Raw genomic sequence first — 16,481 nt, 5'->3', positions numbered from 1 at the left:
AAAAGAATAACTGAACTCAGCCTCTGCAAGGCTGGCTTATTGGGTGGAGCAGGTGAGCGGAATACTGACGCGCTGGCGACAATTTGGCAGACGTTACTTCTGGCCGCATCTCTTATTGGGGATGGTCGCGGCGAGCCTCGGCTTGCCTGCGCTCAGCAACAGTGCTGAAGCGGCAACACCGACAAAAACCTCTACCACCAAGCACGATCTCACCACGCGGGTTAATTTTACCAACCTCGCACTGCTTGAAGCGAATCGCCGCCCAAACTTCTCGGTTGATTACTGGCATCAACACGCCATCCGCACGGTTATCCGCCATCTGTCCTTCGCGATGGCACCGCAGACCATGCCAATTGCTGAAGAGACGCTGCCGGTTCAGGCTCAGCATCTTGCTCTGCTGGACACGCTCAATGCGCTGCTCACGCAGGACAGCCAGCCGCCGGTCATGGTTCGTCAGACGGCGCAATTTGCATTCATTCCGCCTGCCACATTTTCTGTCTCGACATGGATAAGCCAGGTTCACGGCATCCGTGCCGGACCGCAACGCCTCAGCTAAATTAACCTTATTTCAATACCTTAATTTATCTGCCCATCTGGGGCGTTTGAGAATTTATTATGTTAATCAAATTATTAACCAAAGTTTTTGGTAGTCGTAACGATCGTACCCTGCGCCGTATGCGTAAAGCTGTTGCCGTCATCAACGGTATGGAACCGGCGATGGAAAAGCTGTCAGATGACGAGCTGAAGGCGAAAACGGCGGAATTCCGCGCGCGTCTGGAAAAAGGCGAAACCCTGGAAAGCCTGATCCCGGAAGCGTTCGCTGTCGTGCGTGAAGCGAGTAAACGTGTTTTCGGTATGCGTCACTTCGACGTGCAGCTGCTGGGTGGTATGGTGCTCAACGAGCGCTGCATCGCGGAAATGCGTACCGGTGAAGGTAAAACCCTGACCGCGACGCTGCCCGCTTACCTGAACGCACTGACCGGCAAAGGCGTTCACGTCGTTACCGTCAACGATTATCTGGCACAGCGTGACGCCGAAAACAACCGTCCGCTGTTTGAATTCTTAGGCTTGACCGTGGGCATCAACATGTCCGGTCTGCCTGCACCAGCCAAGCGTGAAGCGTATAACGCAGACATCACCTACGGCACCAACAACGAATACGGCTTCGACTACCTGCGCGACAACATGGCGTTCAGCCCTGAAGAGCGCGTACAGCGCAAGCTGCACTATGCGCTGGTGGATGAGGTGGATTCCATCCTGATCGATGAAGCGCGTACCCCGCTGATCATCTCCGGCCCGGCCGAAGACAGCTCTGAAATGTACCGTAAAGTCGACAAAATCATTCCGCACCTGCTGCGTCAGGAGAAAGAAGACTCCGATACCTTCCAGGGGGAAGGTCACTTCTCTGTTGATGAAAAAGCGCGCCAGGTTAACCTGACCGAACGTGGTCTGGTTCAGATTGAAGAACTGCTGGTGGCTCAGGGCATTATGGAAGAGGGTGAGTCTCTTTACTCTCCAACTAACATCATGTTGATGCACCACGTGACGGCCGCACTGCGCGCGCACGCGCTGTTCACTCGCGATGTTGATTACATCGTTAAAGACGGTGAAGTGATCATCGTTGATGAACATACCGGCCGTACTATGCAAGGGCGTCGCTGGTCTGACGGTCTGCACCAGGCGGTTGAAGCGAAAGAAGGCGTTGATATTCAAAACGAAAACCAGACGCTGGCGTCTATTACCTTCCAGAACTACTTCCGTCTGTACGAGAAGCTGGCAGGGATGACCGGTACTGCAGATACCGAAGCGTTTGAATTCAGCTCCATCTACAAGCTGGATACCGTGGTCGTTCCAACCAACCGTCCGATGATCCGTAAGGATATGCCGGACCTGGTGTACATGACCGAAGCGGAAAAAATTCAGGCGATCATCGAAGATATCCGCGAGCGTACCGCGAACGGCCAGCCGGTGCTGGTGGGGACCATCTCGATTGAGAAATCTGAAGTGGTTTCTAACGAGCTGACTAAAGCGGGCATCAAGCACAACGTGCTGAACGCCAAATTCCATGCCAAAGAGGCGGACATTGTTGCGCAGGCGGGTTATCCGGGTGCCGTGACCATCGCCACCAACATGGCGGGTCGTGGTACCGATATTATGCTGGGCGGTAGCTGGCAGGCCGAAGTGGCGGAGCTGGAAAACCCAACACCAGAACAAATTGCGCAGATCAAAGCCGACTGGCAGGTGCGTCACGATGCCGTGCTGGCATCGGGTGGTCTGCACATCATTGGTACCGAGCGTCACGAATCTCGTCGTATCGATAACCAGCTGCGTGGCCGTGCGGGCCGACAGGGTGATGCCGGTTCTTCTCGCTTCTACCTGTCTATGGAAGATGCGCTGATGCGTATTTTTGCCTCCGACCGCGTGTCCGGCATGATGCGTAAACTGGGTATGAAGCCTGGCGAAGCGATTGAGCACCCATGGGTCACCAAAGCGATTGCTAACGCGCAGCGTAAAGTGGAAAGCCGTAACTTCGATATTCGTAAGCAGCTGCTGGAATATGATGATGTTGCCAACGATCAGCGTCGTGCGATCTATACCCAGCGTAACGAACTGCTGGACGTGTCCGACGTGAGCGAAACCATCAACAGTATCCGTGAAGACGTGTTCAAAGCGACGATCGATGCGCATATTCCTCCGCAGTCTCTGGAGGAAATGTGGGATATCGAAGGTCTGCAGGAACGTCTGAAAAATGATTTCGACCTTGAACTGCCAATCAAAGAGTGGCTGGACAAAGAGCCTGAGCTGCATGAAGAGACGCTGCGTGAACGTATCTTCGAAACTGCGCTGGACGTCTACAAGCGTAAGGAAGAAGTCGTTGGCGCAGAGATGATGCGTCACTTCGAAAAAGGCGTGATGCTGCAGACGCTCGACTCCCTGTGGAAAGAGCACCTGGCGGCGATGGACTACCTGCGCCAGGGTATCCACCTGCGCGGCTATGCGCAGAAAGATCCGAAGCAGGAGTACAAGCGTGAATCCTTCTCCATGTTTGCCGCTATGCTGGAATCGCTGAAGTATGAAGTCATCAGCACCCTGAGCAAAGTTCAGGTGCGTATGCCGGAAGAAGTAGAAGCGATGGAGCAGCAGCGTCGTGAAGAAGCTGAGCGTCTGGCACAGATGCAGCAGCTGAGTCACCAGACTGACGAAAGCGAAGCCGCAGCGGCGATCGCAGCGCAGACTGGCGATCGTAAAGTGGGCCGTAACGATCCGTGCCCATGTGGTTCCGGTAAAAAGTACAAGGCGTGCCACGGCCGTCTGAGCTAAGACGTTAACAACTCGAAAAGGCGCAGATTACTGCGCCTTTTTTATGGAAGTCACAATATGAAAACACTGCAAATTGCCGTCGGGATTATTCGCAACCCGCAAAACCAAATTTTCATCACCCAGCGCGCTGCCGACGCCCATATGGCGAACAAGTGGGAGTTTCCTGGCGGAAAAATCGAGTCGGGTGAAACGCCGGAACAGGCGCTGGTTCGGGAGCTTCAGGAAGAGGTGGGGATCACCCCGTTTGGCGCAACGCTGTTTGATAAGCTCGAATACCAGTTCCCGGACAGGCACATCACGCTGTGGTTCTGGCTGGTGGAAAGCTGGGAAGGTGAGCCATGGGGGAAAGAGGGACAGCCGGGTAACTGGGTTGAGCTAAAGGCAAGTGATGCCGACAAATTTCCTCCGGCAAATGCGCCCGTCATATCCCGCCTGACGGGCAACCTGTAGGCCTGCTAAGCGAAGCGCCAGCAGACATTAAAGGCTATCGCTGCTCTTCGCTCCAGTCATCACTGTCAGAGAAATCGCCTTCGCTTGGAATGCGTTTCTCTTCCGCGGCCCATTCGCCCAGGTCAATGAGCTGGCAGCGCTTGCAGCAGAATGGGCGAAATGGGCTCACTTCGCCCCAGACAACGGTTTTGCCACAGGTCGGGCAGTTTACGGTGGTTACGTCAGACATCGGCACTCCTTAACAACAGGCCAGTTCAAAATCGAGGCGTTCCGGCACGGTGCCATTTTCACTGTCCAGCGGCATAAAGCGAATCGCAAAACGACTCTTATGCCCCGAAATTTGCGGGTAAAGCTGCTCACCCAGCGATAAATTCAGGCGTAACAGATCGGCATCATCCCCGTTATCCTGGTAGAAACCGTTCAGGCTGGTTTGCTTGCGGAACGGGGCTGAGTTACGGATAAGATCGAGGATCAGCGAGAGCGTTTGATTCATTGGCTCCAGGCTTGCCAGCCAGCTATTCACCTGCGCGTCACGCTGTGCCTGCGGCATATGTAGCCACATGTGCAGGGTCGGCAGGTCGAAGCTGCAGCAACCGCCAGGGATGCTGAGACGCTGGCGCACCAGAGCGATCAGGCGATCTTCACGCAAAAACTGTCCGACGCGCGGCGCGGCCATCAAAATGGCACTGCTGCTTTTCAACTGCTGGCGGAGCGCGTCGATACGGCTCTGGTCTACGCCTGGCACTTCTGTCCATGCCTGTAATTTACGCTGCTGGCGCTCCAGCTCTTTGAGCAATTCTGTGCGGACATCGCCGCGTTCAATCACATCCAGCAGATCGCCAACGTTGCGGAAGAAATGCAGGGCGGTGGCATGATCGTTAACAGGCAGATGATGCGAAAGCTGTTGAATGAGAAATTCGATGCGCAGCCAGGTACGCATTTTTTCGTTAAGCGGATGCTCAAAAAGGATGTGGGTCGACATTATGGTTTTTCCTGTGCAACGGCCTGCGCGGCGAACGTCAGATACTGCGCGTGCAGACGGGCAACATCCGATGCAATGGCATCTGGTGCGCCGTTATTATCAATAACATCATCCGCAACGGCAAGGCGCTGAGCGCGCGTGGCCTGTGCGGCAAGAATGTGTTCAGCATGTTCACGTGAGACCCGATCCCGCGCCACGGTTCGTTGGATTTGCGTTTCGGGGGAGACATCTATCACCAATACCCGATCGGCTTTATGTTGCAGCTGATTTTCTACCAACAGTGGAACGACCCAGAGCACATAAGGCGAACGTGCTGCGGCAATCTGACGCTGGGTTTCCTGGTGGATAATGGGATGCAGCAGGGCATTAAGCCAGGCTTTTTCTGCAGAATCAGAAAAAATGCATTCACGAAGCTGGCGGCGATTGAGCGTGCCATCCGCATTAAGGATGACGGGACCAAAGTGTGCCTCGATGGCCTTGAGTGCGGGTGTATTTGGCTCTACCACCTGACGGGCAATGATATCGGCATCAATAATCGTGATACCCAGACGAGAAAACGCGTCCGCAACGGTACTTTTTCCACTACCGATGCCGCCGGTTAATGCGACGATATACCCCATTAAATCGAATCCTGGGAATTATTCATTATTAAAATCAATTGGTTGAAATTCAAACTTTCTACCGCGAGTGTTTAGCTCTCGTTACCTGCTTTTTACCAGGTAAATTTATAGGATTGTAGCGTAAAAAAAGAGAATTTCGCAGTCTTGCGGAGCAGGTATTAGTGCGTATGATAACGTCACTGGAGTTGTGCTTTTAACATATTTGCCTCTAACCCCAGGAATCCGCACATGCGTATCGAAGAAGATCTGAAGTTAGGTTTTAAAGACGTTCTTATCCGCCCTAAACGCTCTACACTGAAAAGTCGCTCAGACGTTGAACTCGAACGTCAATTCACCTTTAAACATTCCGGTCAGACCTGGTCTGGCGTGCCGATTATCGCTGCCAATATGGATACGGTCGGTACCTTTGAGATGGCAACGGCCCTGGCACAGTTCGATATTCTTACCGCGGTTCACAAACACTACAGCACCGAAGAGTGGAATGCGTTTGTCGCCTCTGCATCCGCGGATGTGGTGAAGCATGTTATGGTCTCTACCGGCACCTCAGACGCGGATTTCGAAAAAACCAAACAGATCCTGAACGCTAACCCGGCGCTTAACTTTGTTTGCATTGATGTGGCGAATGGTTATTCCGAACACTTCGTCCAGTTTGTCAGCAAAGCGCGTGAAGCCTGGCCGACTAAGACCATCATTGCGGGCAACGTGGTGACCGGTGAAATGTGTGAAGAACTGATCCTCTCCGGTGCAGATATTGTAAAAGTAGGCATTGGTCCGGGTTCCGTATGTACTACGCGCGTGAAAACCGGTGTCGGTTATCCGCAGCTGTCTGCCGTGATTGAATGCGCTGACGCCGCGCACGGCCTGGGCGGTCAGATCATCAGCGATGGTGGTTGCACCATGCCGGGTGATGTGGCGAAAGCCTTTGGCGGCGGTGCGGACTTCGTGATGCTCGGCGGTATGCTGGCAGGCCACGAAGAGAGCGGTGGTACCGTCGTTGAAGAAGATGGCGAGAAATTCATGCTGTTCTACGGTATGAGCTCTGAATCCGCGATGACCCGTCACGTCGGTGGCGTGGCAAAATACCGCGCGGCGGAAGGCAAAACCGTGAAGCTGCCATTGCGCGGCCCGGTTGAATATACCGCGCGCGATATCCTCGGCGGTCTGCGCTCGGCCTGTACCTACGTGGGAGCATCCCGCCTGAAAGAGCTGACGAAACGCACAACGTTTATTCGCGTTCAGGAACAGGAAAACCGCGTTTTCAATAGCCTGTAATACCGCTGGCTGGCGCATGTCCGTGCGCCAGCACTATTCTGTGCTATCCCGCACTCATGGCATCCCCCAGATGGAATATCGGCAGATACATTGCGACCACCAGCGTGCCGATAATCAACCCTGTCACAATCAACAACAGTGGCTCCAGAAGCGCAGCCAGATTGTCTGCTTGTTGAAATGTCTGTTCCGTATGGTGGCGGGCAAGGTTCGCCAGCATCACATCAAGCGCACCCGCGATTTCACCGGTTCGAATCAGCTGTATGCACAGTGGTGTAAAGACAGATGCCTGCTGAAAGGCTGACCACACGGGCATTCCTTGCTCGATATGTTCGCGTACCTCCCGCATTTTGGTTTGCCAGTACCCGCTTTCAACCGTCTCTTCCACACTTTCCAGCCCCTGCAAAAAGGCGATCCCGGCTTGCTGGGTTAATGACAGTACGGTAAATATCTGCCCCAATTTTTGCCCGCGCGCCAGTACGCCCATCACGGGCAGATGCAGCAGCATGCGCTGCCAGCGCGGATGCCGTCGTAGTTTACAGGCGGCAACAACCAAAATAAGAAGCAGGGCAAAAAGCGTGACAATATGCCCCTGAATAGCGGCGGCTAGCCCCATGACAGCCTGCGTGAGCCAGGGCAGGGGAATATTAAACGTTTTATAGATCGCGGCGAACTCGGGCAGCACCAGCGTCACCATCGCCAGCACTACCAGTGCTGCAAGGGTCAGAATGATCGTGGGATAGCGCAGCGCCTTTTTGACTTTTGCACCGAGCTGCTCCTGGGCTTTTTGTTGCTGTGCGAGCTGGCGACAGCACTCCTCCAGCTTCCCCGTCAGCTCGCCTGTCTTTACCATGGAGACATAAAGCGGGCTAAACACCTCCGGCCATTTATTCATTGACGCAGAAAAGGAACAGCCTCCACTGAGATCGTCAGCAAGGCTGTGAAGCAGAGCCTGCCAATGCTTTAATGGATGCTGTTCCGCCAGCATTTGCAGGCCGTGAGACAACGTCAGGCCAGCCTGCAGCAGCGTCGCGAGCTGGCGAAAGATATCGTAGCAGTGATGACGCTGCCATCGAGGACGCTGCAATGACCGATTGAGCGCCAGCGGATGAAGATGCCGTTGTTCTAAGCTGCTGCAAGCGGCTTCTCGACTGATAGCCCACAGCGTGCCCGTGCGGATTTCACCCTCCGCAGTAAGCGCCCGCCATCGCCAGAGTTGATTAACAGCCATCGGGCATTCCCATGACGCGAACTACCTCTTCGATCGTGGTGAGCCCTTCTTCTACAGCCATACAGCCATGCTCAAACAGCGATGTCATTCCCGCCTGACGGGCGCTGCCCTCTATCACTTCTATGGTTGCTCCGCTGGCAATCGCCTGCCGAAGCGTGCTGTCGATTGACAGCACTTCAAAAATCGCCACGCGGCCATAAAAACCGTGATAACAGCGATCGCAGCCTGTAGGTTGCCAGCGCGGAAGCGGCCTGGGCCAAAGGGCGCGAGGTAATTTTTCACGGCCGCTGGCTTCATGGCGACAGTGGGGACACAGGCGGCGAACCAGCCGCTGGGCGATCACCAGCGAAAGCGCTGAGGAGATCATCCACCGGGCGACCCCCATTTGTTGAAGACGAATAAGCGTCTCTGCTGTTGAATTGGTATGGAGCGTAGACAGCACCAGATGCCCGGTTTGCGCGGCCTTGATGGCGATCTCTGCGGTGTCGCCGTCACGGATTTCACCCACCATGATGATGTCGGGATCCTGACGAAGCAGCGCCCGCAGCACACTCTGGAAGGTTAATCCTGCTCGGGGATTAATCTGCGTCTGGTTCAACCCGGCAAGCGGTATCTCAATCGGATCTTCCACGCTGCAGATATTGACGTCCTGAGTGTTACGCGCCTGCAACGCGCTGTAAAGCGATACGGTTTTCCCGCTGCCGGTGGGGCCCGTCACCAGGATCAAGCCTTGCGGGCGATGAAGGGCCTCGTTAAAGCAGGCCAGCTGTTCGGCATTCATTCCCAGCCTGGCGGGTTCCAGCGCCTGTTGAACCTGATGCAGCAGGCGCAGCACAATTTTCTCACCACCGCTACAGGGGAGCGTAGAGATACGGAAGGAGACCGGCTCGTTGGCTACCTCAACCGTAAACTGACCATCCTGAGGCAAACGGCGCTCCGCAATATCCAGATTGCCCAACACCTTTAAGCGCGCGATGAGCATGGTCGCCAGCGCCGCGGAAAGCGGCGGCTGCGGGCAAAGCACGCCGTCGATGCGTAAACGAATCTGGCAGGCGTGCTCCATCGGTTCAATATGAATGTCGGATGCGCGTTGGCTTATCGCCTGCTGCAGCGTGTGGTTGAGGATATCTACCGCAGAGTGCGGTGCTGATACGACGGGGAGATGAGATTGTGATGCCATCTGCCGGTGCTTTTCCATGCGTTCAACGCTCCAGCATTCGATATCAATCCGTTTTTGCGTCGCGAAACGCAATGCTTCCATCAGTTCCTTGCCGGGATTTCCCGCTACGGCAATGCTGATCGTGTCGGTATCGTTGGTCAGTAGCACGGCGTGATGACGCAGGCATAGTGCGACGAGTTGCTCAGTATTCATCATCCGCTCCCGTTAGTGAGTGTCGAAGCGGAAAACGTCTTCACAGGCCTGCTTGAGTGCGCTGTCAGAGTCGATCTTGCAGTCACGCGTCCAGCCCGTCATGCCATTGCCGTCGCTCCAGAGCGGCGTCATGAGAACCTCCAGCCCGTTCAGGCTCTCCTGCCCCGTTAACGATACGACGCCTTTAGCCACGCTCATCGCTGAAACATAACGTGTCGTCGTCGGAGAGGGGATGCCGTTCGTCCCCGCATCACAACGCTCCACGCCACCGTGGTCCAGCGCGCAAAGCTCGATAGCAGTGCGATAAGGGACAAACGTTTGCAGCATATCGGTGAGTGCGGCTTTTCGCAGGTAGTTCTGGTACGCGGGTATGCCGATGGCGCTCAGGATGGCAATAATGCCAATCACCACCATTAGCTCAATGAGCGTGAATCCTTTTTGTCTGTTCATGTCTGCTCCTTAGGTTAGGTGCCGCTACTCTGGCAGGGAGAGGGAGCAGAAACGAGGGGCAAAAAAGGAAACGTGAAGGGGCTTTCAGGAATTTAACGTAGCGTTTCAGGGGAGGGCAAAAGTTTTGCGATGCAGTCTGTAATTCCCCCTTCGCGTGAAGGGGGAGAACGGGATTACTTAAAGCGCATGGAGAGATCGAGAGCCCGCACATGCTTGGTGAGGGCACCTACGGAGATAAAATCAACGCCGGTTTCCGCGAATTCACGGAGGGTATCGAACGTCACGTTGCCGGATACCTCAAGCTGCGCCTGTCCGTTCGTCCGTTTTACCGCCTCACGCATCTGCTCGGTTTCAAAGTTATCCAGCATGATGATGTCAGCCCCGGCCTTAATCGCCTGCTCAAGCTCTTCCAGATTTTCCACTTCCACTTCAACCGGCACGTCCGGGTGGAGCCAGAAGGCTTTCTCCACCGCCTGGCGCACCGAGCCAGAGGCAATAATGTGGTTCTCTTTAATCAGGAAGGCATCTGACAACCCCAGACGATGGTTTGCGCCGCCGCCGCACAGCACCGCGTATTTCAGCGCGGTACGCAGGCCCGGCAGGGTTTTGCGGGTATCCAGCAGCTGCGTGCGGGTACCGGCCAGCAGGTCAACGTAGCGACGTACTTCGCTTGCTACCCCGGACAAGGTCTGGACGAAGTTCAGCGCGGTGCGTTCGCCGGTGAGCAGCACGCGGGACGGGCCATCGAGCTCAAATAGCGGCTGGTTCGCCGTGACGGTGTCGCCGTCCTCCACGTGCCAGGTTACCTGCACATCATCGCCTGCCAGCTGGGTAAAGACCTCTTCAACCCAACGCTTGCCGCAAAAAACACCGTCTTCACGCGTGATGATGACCGCGTGGGAGCGTGTCTCTTTTGGTAACAACTGTGCGGTAATATCGTTGTCGGCGCTGACGTCACCGCCCAGGTCTTCTTTCAACGCATGGGCAACGCTTGCCGGGATATCCATGTTAATACGTTCCAGAAGGGCTTCACGTCGGTGGTCGGGGTTGTAGCGGCGAGGCGGCATGATAAAACTCCAAATTGGTAACGAATCATAATATTGAAACATGCTACTCTGAACCGAGTCATTGCACCATACAGAAGGAGTTCCAGCATGTTGTTAGAAGACGGATGGCTGGTGGATGCGAGGCACGTGCCCTCGCCGCACCACGATTGCCGCCCGGAGGATGAAAAGCCCACACTGCTGGTGGTTCATAATATTAGTCTCCCGCCGGGTGAGTTTGGCGGTCCGTGGATCGATGCGTTATTCACGGGAACGATTGATCCCGATGCTCATCCCTTTTTTGCTGAAATTGCTCATCTGCGCGTATCGGCACATTGTCTGATCCGTCGCGACGGAGAAGTGGTTCAATATGTTCCTTTTGATAAGCGCGCCTGGCATGCCGGAGTGTCGATGTATCACGGGCGCGAACGGTGCAATGATTTCTCCATTGGGATCGAACTGGAAGGCACGGATACCACGCCCTACACCGATTCACAGTATCAACAGTTAGCGGCCGTGACCCGAACGCTTATCGGGCTCTATCCGGCAATCGCTGAAAATATTACCGGACACAGTGATATCGCCCCGGTGAGAAAAACCGATCCCGGTCCGGCTTTTGACTGGTCCCGGTTTCGCACCATGCTCGCCGCGTCGTCAGAATAAGGAGATACCATGACGTTATTTACCATGCTGCTGGTAATGATTGCTGAACGCCTGTTTAAACTTGGCGAGCACTGGCATCTGGATCACCGGCTGGAGGTGATTTTCCGCCGCATTAAGCATTTTTCCATGCTGCGTACGCTGTTGATGATGGCGGGCGTCATGCTTATTACCTTCCTGCTCCTGCGCTCGCTGTACGGGCTGTTTTTCAACGTGCCGCTGCTGGTGGTGTGGATCCTGCTTGGGGTACTGTGCATTGGTGCGGGCAAAGTGCGTATGCACTATCACGCTTATCTTAAAGCCGCCTCCCGTGACGATGCCCATGCGCGCGGGGCCATGGCGAGCGAGCTGACGATGATCCACGGCGTGCCGCCGGACTGCGACGAGCGCGAGTTTCTGCGCGAGCTGCAAAATGCGCTGCTGTGGATTAACTTCCGCTACTATCTGGCACCGCTGTTCTGGTTCGTGGTGGGCGGTCCGTGGGGGCCGGTACTGCTGATGGGGTATGCATTCCTGCGCGCCTGGCAGACCTGGCTGGCCCGTTACCTGACGCCGCATGAACGCTTGCTGTCAGGTATTGATGCCATCCTGCACGTGCTCGACTGGCTCCCGGTTCGTCTGGTGGGCGTGGTGTACGCGTTAATTGGTCACGGTGAAAAAGCGCTGCCTGCATGGTTTGCCTCGCTTGCTGACCGCCATACGTCGCAGTACCAGGTGTTAACGCGTCTGGCGCAGTTCTCGCTGGCGCGTGAGCCGCACACCGACAAGATTGAAACGCCGAAAGCCGCTGTCTCCATGGCGAAGAAAACGTCGTTCGTGGTGGTTGTGGTCGTGGCGTTGCTGACTATCTACGGCACGCTGGTGTAAGCCAGCGCGCCGCAAAGACTAAAGCTTATCCGCGGGCGGGATGCCGAAATCAGGCATCCCGTTTTCGTCCCAGCGGACAAGCTTCAGGCGGGTGTGGCGGTTCGGATCGTACAGCGGGTCGCCCTCAATTTCGGTGTAATTACGCGCGTGATACACCAGCACATCCTCCCCTTCCGGCGTTTGCGTAAAGCTGTTGTGTCCCGGACCGTACTGGCGGTTTTCGTAACTGGTGACGAACACCGGGCGCGAGGATTTTTGCCAGTTTGCCGGGTTTTGCGGATCGGCATTCAGGTCTATCCACAGTAGCCCCATGCAGTAGTTCTCGTCGGTGGCGCTGGCGGAATAGCTGATAAACAGCTTATCGTCGTGAACCAGCACCGCCGGACCTTCGTTGACCCAAAACCCCCGACACTCCCAGTCATACTCCGGCTTGCTGAGCATCACCGGCTCGCCTTTCAGCGTCCAGGGGTTTTCCATTTCACACAGATAAAGATTGGAGTTCCCGGAGATGTCCGGCGCTTTTTGCGCCCACAGATACCAGCGTTTTCCCTGATGAACAAAGGTGGTGGCATCCAGCGCGAAGGTGTCGAACTGCGTTTTTATCTGACCTTTTTCCGTCCACGTACCGGTGAGCGGATCGCTGTCGGTACACTCCAGCGCAAACATGCGGTGCTGGAACATCCCAAGTTCGTCGAGCGCCTGGGTGTGCGTCGCGGCAAAGTAGATGTACCACTTGCCGTCAATGTGGTGCAGTTCCGGCGCCCAGATCAGCTGGCTCATCGGGCCGGTCTCGGGTTTGCGCCAGACCACAACTTCTTCAGCATTACGTAAGCCTTCCAGCGACGCTGCGCGGCGGATCTCCAGCCTGTCGTACTGCGGCACGGAGGCGATAAAATAGTACTGCCCCTCATGGCGTAAAATATACGGGTCGGCACGTTGTTCGATAAACGGGTTTGGCCACTGATGCATTTGGCTCTCCTTATTTTGTCTCTGCGGCTTTCAGTTCCTGATAGTCGCTCAGTTCACGGTAATTGGTGCGACGTTTTTCCAGGTCTTCCTGAATGCGTTTCATCGTTTCACGGTCTACCTTCAGCAGGCGTACTACGCCCGCGGTAATTAAGTATCCAATGCCGGGAATAACGGTAAAGAGCAGCACGATCCCGTTAATGGCGTCCGCGCTCTGCGCTTTTGCGCCCGCGTCATAACCGTACCAGGAGAGCAGGAAGCCGACCATCGCTCCGGCAATCGCCAGCCCCAGCTTCAGGAAGAAGATGTTGCCGGAGAAGCTGATCCCGGTAATGCGTTTGCCGGTCTTCCACTCGCCGTAGTCGTCCACGTCGGCCATAAGCGACCAGTGCAGCGGTGACGGGATCTGGTGCAGGATGTTCAGCAGGAAGTAGAGCACCACGATGGTGACGGTGGCTTTCGGGTCGAAGAAGTAGAAGGCGCAGGAGAAAATCGCCAGCACGATGTTGGTCCAGAAGAAGACCTTCAGCTTACACCAGCGGTCGGTCAGCACTTTTGCCAGCACGCTGCCGAGCATCATGCCCACGACGCCCAGGCTGATAAACAGCGTGGCGAAGTGGGTGCTCTGGCCCATCACCCAGGTGACGTAATACATGGTGGCCGCCATGCGGATAAAGCCCGGGCAGACGTTGCACAGGGTCAGGAGCAGAATACGTACCCACTGGTCGTTCTTCCACACGTCTTTCAGATCGTTTTTCAGCTCATCGTTGGTTTGCACCGCCGGGCGCACGCGCTCGCGCACGGTAGAGAAGCTGAACAGGAACATACAGGTCCCAATCAGGGCCAGGACGGTCATTGCCATCTGGTAGCCTTTGGCTTTGTTGTCCCCGCCAAACCAGTCGGCCATCGGCAGCAGCGTTAATGAGAGCAGCAGCGTGGCGATACCGACCATCACAAAACGATACGACTGACAGGCGACGCGCTCTTTCGGGTCGTTGGTGATCACGCCACCCAGCGAGCAGTAAGGAATATTGATCGCCGTGTAGGTCAGCGACAGCAGGAAATAGGTGACAAACGCATAGATAACTTTGCTGTTATAGCTCCAGTCTGGCGTGGTGAACATCAGGATGCTGAACAGCGCGTAGGGGAAGGCAATCCACAGCAGCCATGGACGAAATCGGCCATATTTACTGCGGGTACGGTCGGCAATCGCCCCCATGATTGGGTCCGTTACGGCGTCAATCACGCGGACGGACAGCAGCAGTACGCCGACCAGCGCAGGCGCCAGGCCAAAAATATCCGTATAAAAATAGTTAACAAACAGCATGATGGCGCCGAAGATGATGTTACATCCCGCGTCGCCCATCCCATAGCCGATCTTTTCTTTTACTGACAGTTTGTTGTTATCCATCGACAGCTCTCCGGTTTACGGTATGGAGAGAATTATTCGCTGGCTCATGAATATATGCGTTGCAGGATAAAGGCGGTGATATGGATGAAACGGCTGAAGGCCTGAATTTGTGAGGAAGGTAACAACACGCTGTACCCGCAAAAAACGGGTACAGCGCAGAGAGGCTTAGTGTGCTTTCACGGCTTTCTGGTTCTTCTGTTTCACCATATAGCCCACGCCGAGGATCGCAATCCAGACCGGGATCAGGTAAACGGAAATCGCCATGCCCGGGGTTATCAGCATGATCACCAGTACGGCCGCCATAAACACCAGGCACACCCAGTTACCCAGCGGGTAAAGCAGGGCAGGGAAGCGCGTGGTGACGCCTTGCTGCTGCTTGGCGCGGCGGAACTTGATGTGCGCGAGGCTGATCATCGCCCAGTTAATCACAAGAGCAGAGACCACCAGCGCCATCAGCAGGCCGAAGGCTGACTCCGGCGCCAGGTAGTTGATCAGCACGCACAGCGCCGTGACAACTGCAGACACAATAATGGTGTTCACCGGCACGCCGCGCTTATCAACGTTGAGCAGCGCTTTCGGGGCGTTGCCCTGCTGAGCCAGACCGAACAGCATGCGGCTGTTGCAGTAGACGCAGCTGTTATAAACAGACAGCGCCGCGGTCAGAACAACCACGTTGAGTGCGTTTGCCACAAAGGTATCGCCCAGCTCGTGGAAGATCAGCACAAACGGGCTGGTGTCAGCGGTTACGCGGGTCCACGGCAGCAGGGAAAGCAGCACGGCCAGCGAGCCCACATAGAAGATCAGGATGCGGTAGATAACCTGGTTGGTGGCTTTTGGAATGCTCTGCTCCGGGTTGTCGGCTTCCGCGGCGGTGATGCCCACCAGCTCAAGGCCGCCGAAGGAGAACATAATGATAGCCATCATCATTACCAGGCCGGTCATGCCGTGAGGCAGGAAGCCGCCCTGTTCCCAGAGGTTGCGCACTGTCGCCTGCGGGCCGCCATTGCCGCTGAACAGCAGCCAGCCGCCGAAGATGATCATCGCCACTACGGCAATCACCTTAATAATCGCAAACCAAAACTCCATTTCACCGAACACTTTTACGTTGGTCAGGTTAATGGCGTTAATAATGACGAAGAAAGCCGCTGCGGAAGCCCAGGTTGGGATCTCGGGATACCAAAACTGAATGTACTTCCCGACGGCGGTAAGCTCAGCCATGGCAACCAGGACGTACAGCACCCAGTAGTTCCAGCCAGAGGCGAAACCGGCAAAGCTGCCCCAGTATTTGTAGGCAAAGTGGCTGAACGAGCCTGCAACCGGCTCTTCAACGACCATCTCACCCAACTGACGCATAATCAGAAAGGCAATAAAGCCTGCGATTGCGTACCCCAAAATAATGCCCGGACCGGCTGACTGGATAACGGACGCGCTACCGAGAAACAGGCCAGTACCGATAGCACCACCCAGTGCAATGAGCTGTATGTGGCGGTTCTTAAGCCCGCGCTTTAGCTGATCGCCGTGCTGTTGAGCTTCCATTTGAAACCTCGTGTGTGGTTGTTATGTTCACGCTGTGCGTGTGTAATTATGAAAATCCATATTCTGTATTTATTTCTTTACGGTTAACGAGACCGAAAAAAGCGGAGATGACTTCCGTAAGCGCAAGAATAGTGGTAAGCGCCTGTGAATGCACCTGCTTTATGAAGGGCTGATGACGACTTGAATAAAAAGAAAGCATTTGTAAATCGGCCCGCTCAGTCTTCCTAACCCAACCTATAGAATAGAAATGCGCCAGAAGTGGGCGAATTTTCGTTATTTGCCTTGTTGAATCGCTTCAGATTG

16 protein-coding genes are annotated in these 16,481 nt (G+C 55.2%); 6 read left to right on the top strand and 10 right to left on the bottom strand.

Going from position 1 to position 16,481, the window contains the following annotated elements:
• The first annotated feature begins 52 nt into the window (after nt 1-52).
• From secM to mutT, 3 genes are read left to right on the top strand one after another with little or no spacing between them, the layout of a single operon-like run.
• Nucleotides 53-556, top strand: coding sequence for a secA translation cis-regulator SecM (secM, locus tag ACTJJA_RS10045; RefSeq protein WP_440667773.1), 504 nt, complete (start codon nt 53-55; stop codon nt 554-556).
• 59 nt (nt 557-615) lie between these two features.
• Entirely contained in the window at nt 616-3,321 is a 2,706-nt protein-coding gene (gene secA, locus ACTJJA_RS10040; RefSeq protein ID WP_440667772.1) for a preprotein translocase subunit SecA, read from the top strand.
• A 57-nt stretch (nt 3,322-3,378) separates the two neighbouring features.
• Nucleotides 3,379-3,771, top strand: coding sequence for an 8-oxo-dGTP diphosphatase MutT (gene mutT, locus ACTJJA_RS10035; RefSeq protein ID WP_010426962.1), 393 nt, complete (start codon nt 3,379-3,381; stop codon nt 3,769-3,771).
• A gap of 34 nt (nt 3,772-3,805) precedes the next feature.
• Here the strand turns inward: mutT and yacG are convergent, their stop codons facing one another.
• From yacG to coaE, 3 genes are read right to left on the bottom strand one after another with little or no spacing between them, the layout of a single operon-like run.
• Nucleotides 3,806-4,000 carry a DNA gyrase inhibitor YacG gene (gene yacG, locus ACTJJA_RS10030; RefSeq protein ID WP_440667769.1) on the bottom strand — a complete coding sequence of 65 codons (195 nt, stop codon included), beginning with the start codon at nt 3,998-4,000 and terminating at the stop codon, nt 3,806-3,808.
• A 9-nt stretch (nt 4,001-4,009) separates the two neighbouring features.
• A complete protein-coding gene (gene zapD / locus ACTJJA_RS10025) occupies nt 4,010-4,753 on the bottom strand; it encodes a cell division protein ZapD (protein ID WP_010426958.1) in 744 nt (247 codons plus the stop codon).
• Nucleotides 4,753-5,373 (bottom strand): dephospho-CoA kinase, encoded by a 621-nt coding sequence (gene coaE / locus ACTJJA_RS10020; RefSeq protein ID WP_440667767.1) that lies wholly within the window; start codon nt 5,371-5,373, stop codon nt 4,753-4,755. Before coaE ends, zapD begins: the two co-directional genes overlap by 1 nt.
• A gap of 228 nt (nt 5,374-5,601) precedes the next feature.
• On the opposite strand from coaE, the gene ACTJJA_RS10015 reads away from it, so the two are divergent.
• Complete coding sequence (locus tag ACTJJA_RS10015) at nt 5,602-6,645, top strand: GMP reductase (RefSeq protein ID WP_089599177.1); 1,044 nt, start codon at nt 5,602-5,604, stop codon at nt 6,643-6,645.
• A 43-nt stretch (nt 6,646-6,688) separates the two neighbouring features.
• Here ACTJJA_RS10015 and hofC read toward each other — a convergent pair whose 3' ends face one another.
• The 4 genes from hofC to nadC form a co-directional block, all read right to left on the bottom strand.
• Nucleotides 6,689-7,873 (bottom strand): protein transport protein HofC, encoded by a 1,185-nt coding sequence (hofC, locus tag ACTJJA_RS10010; RefSeq protein ID WP_440667765.1) that lies wholly within the window; start codon nt 7,871-7,873, stop codon nt 6,689-6,691.
• The gene (gene gspE / locus ACTJJA_RS10005) at nt 7,863-9,245 is read right to left on the bottom strand and encodes a type II secretion system protein GspE (protein WP_440667763.1); all 1,383 of its coding nucleotides are present in this window, start codon (nt 9,243-9,245) and stop codon (nt 7,863-7,865) included. Before gspE ends, hofC begins: the two co-directional genes overlap by 11 nt.
• A gap of 12 nt (nt 9,246-9,257) precedes the next feature.
• Nucleotides 9,258-9,695 carry a prepilin peptidase-dependent pilin gene (ppdD, locus tag ACTJJA_RS10000; RefSeq protein WP_010426947.1) on the bottom strand — a complete coding sequence of 146 codons (438 nt, stop codon included), beginning with the start codon at nt 9,693-9,695 and terminating at the stop codon, nt 9,258-9,260.
• A 173-nt stretch (nt 9,696-9,868) separates the two neighbouring features.
• Nucleotides 9,869-10,762, bottom strand: a complete 894-nt coding sequence (nadC, locus tag ACTJJA_RS09995) for a carboxylating nicotinate-nucleotide diphosphorylase (protein WP_440667762.1) — start codon at nt 10,760-10,762, stop codon at nt 9,869-9,871.
• An 87-nt stretch (nt 10,763-10,849) separates the two neighbouring features.
• Between nadC and ampD the strand changes: the two genes are divergently transcribed.
• Both ampD and ampE read left to right on the top strand, forming a co-directional pair.
• Nucleotides 10,850-11,401: a 1,6-anhydro-N-acetylmuramyl-L-alanine amidase AmpD gene (gene ampD / locus ACTJJA_RS09990; protein WP_010426943.1), complete on the top strand. Its 552-nt coding sequence runs from the start codon at nt 10,850-10,852 to the stop codon at nt 11,399-11,401.
• Nucleotides 11,402-11,410: 9 nt separating this feature from the next.
• On the top strand, nt 11,411-12,265 hold the full coding sequence (ampE, locus tag ACTJJA_RS09985) for a beta-lactamase regulator AmpE (protein WP_042718216.1): 855 nt from the start codon (nt 11,411-11,413) through the stop codon (nt 12,263-12,265).
• A gap of 18 nt (nt 12,266-12,283) precedes the next feature.
• Here the strand turns inward: ampE and ACTJJA_RS09980 are convergent, their stop codons facing one another.
• The 3 genes from ACTJJA_RS09980 to aroP form a co-directional block, all read right to left on the bottom strand.
• Nucleotides 12,284-13,234 carry a glycoside hydrolase family 43 protein gene (locus ACTJJA_RS09980; RefSeq protein ID WP_440667759.1) on the bottom strand — a complete coding sequence of 317 codons (951 nt, stop codon included), beginning with the start codon at nt 13,232-13,234 and terminating at the stop codon, nt 12,284-12,286.
• Between the two features lie 10 nt (nt 13,235-13,244).
• Nucleotides 13,245-14,642: a glycoside-pentoside-hexuronide (GPH):cation symporter gene (locus ACTJJA_RS09975; protein WP_010426938.1), complete on the bottom strand. Its 1,398-nt coding sequence runs from the start codon at nt 14,640-14,642 to the stop codon at nt 13,245-13,247.
• 165 nt (nt 14,643-14,807) lie between these two features.
• Nucleotides 14,808-16,178, bottom strand: a complete 1,371-nt coding sequence (gene aroP / locus ACTJJA_RS09970; RefSeq protein WP_421511572.1) for an aromatic amino acid transporter AroP — start codon at nt 16,176-16,178, stop codon at nt 14,808-14,810.
• Between the last annotated feature and the right edge of the window lie 303 nt (nt 16,179-16,481).

It is taken from the genome of Enterobacter sp. 22452 (genome assembly GCF_052045065.1).
Taxonomy (GTDB): domain Bacteria; phylum Pseudomonadota; class Gammaproteobacteria; order Enterobacterales; family Enterobacteriaceae; genus Enterobacter; species Enterobacter mori.
Note: the sequence above shows the minus strand (reverse complement) of the source record. Positions and strands in the feature narration are given on the sequence as shown.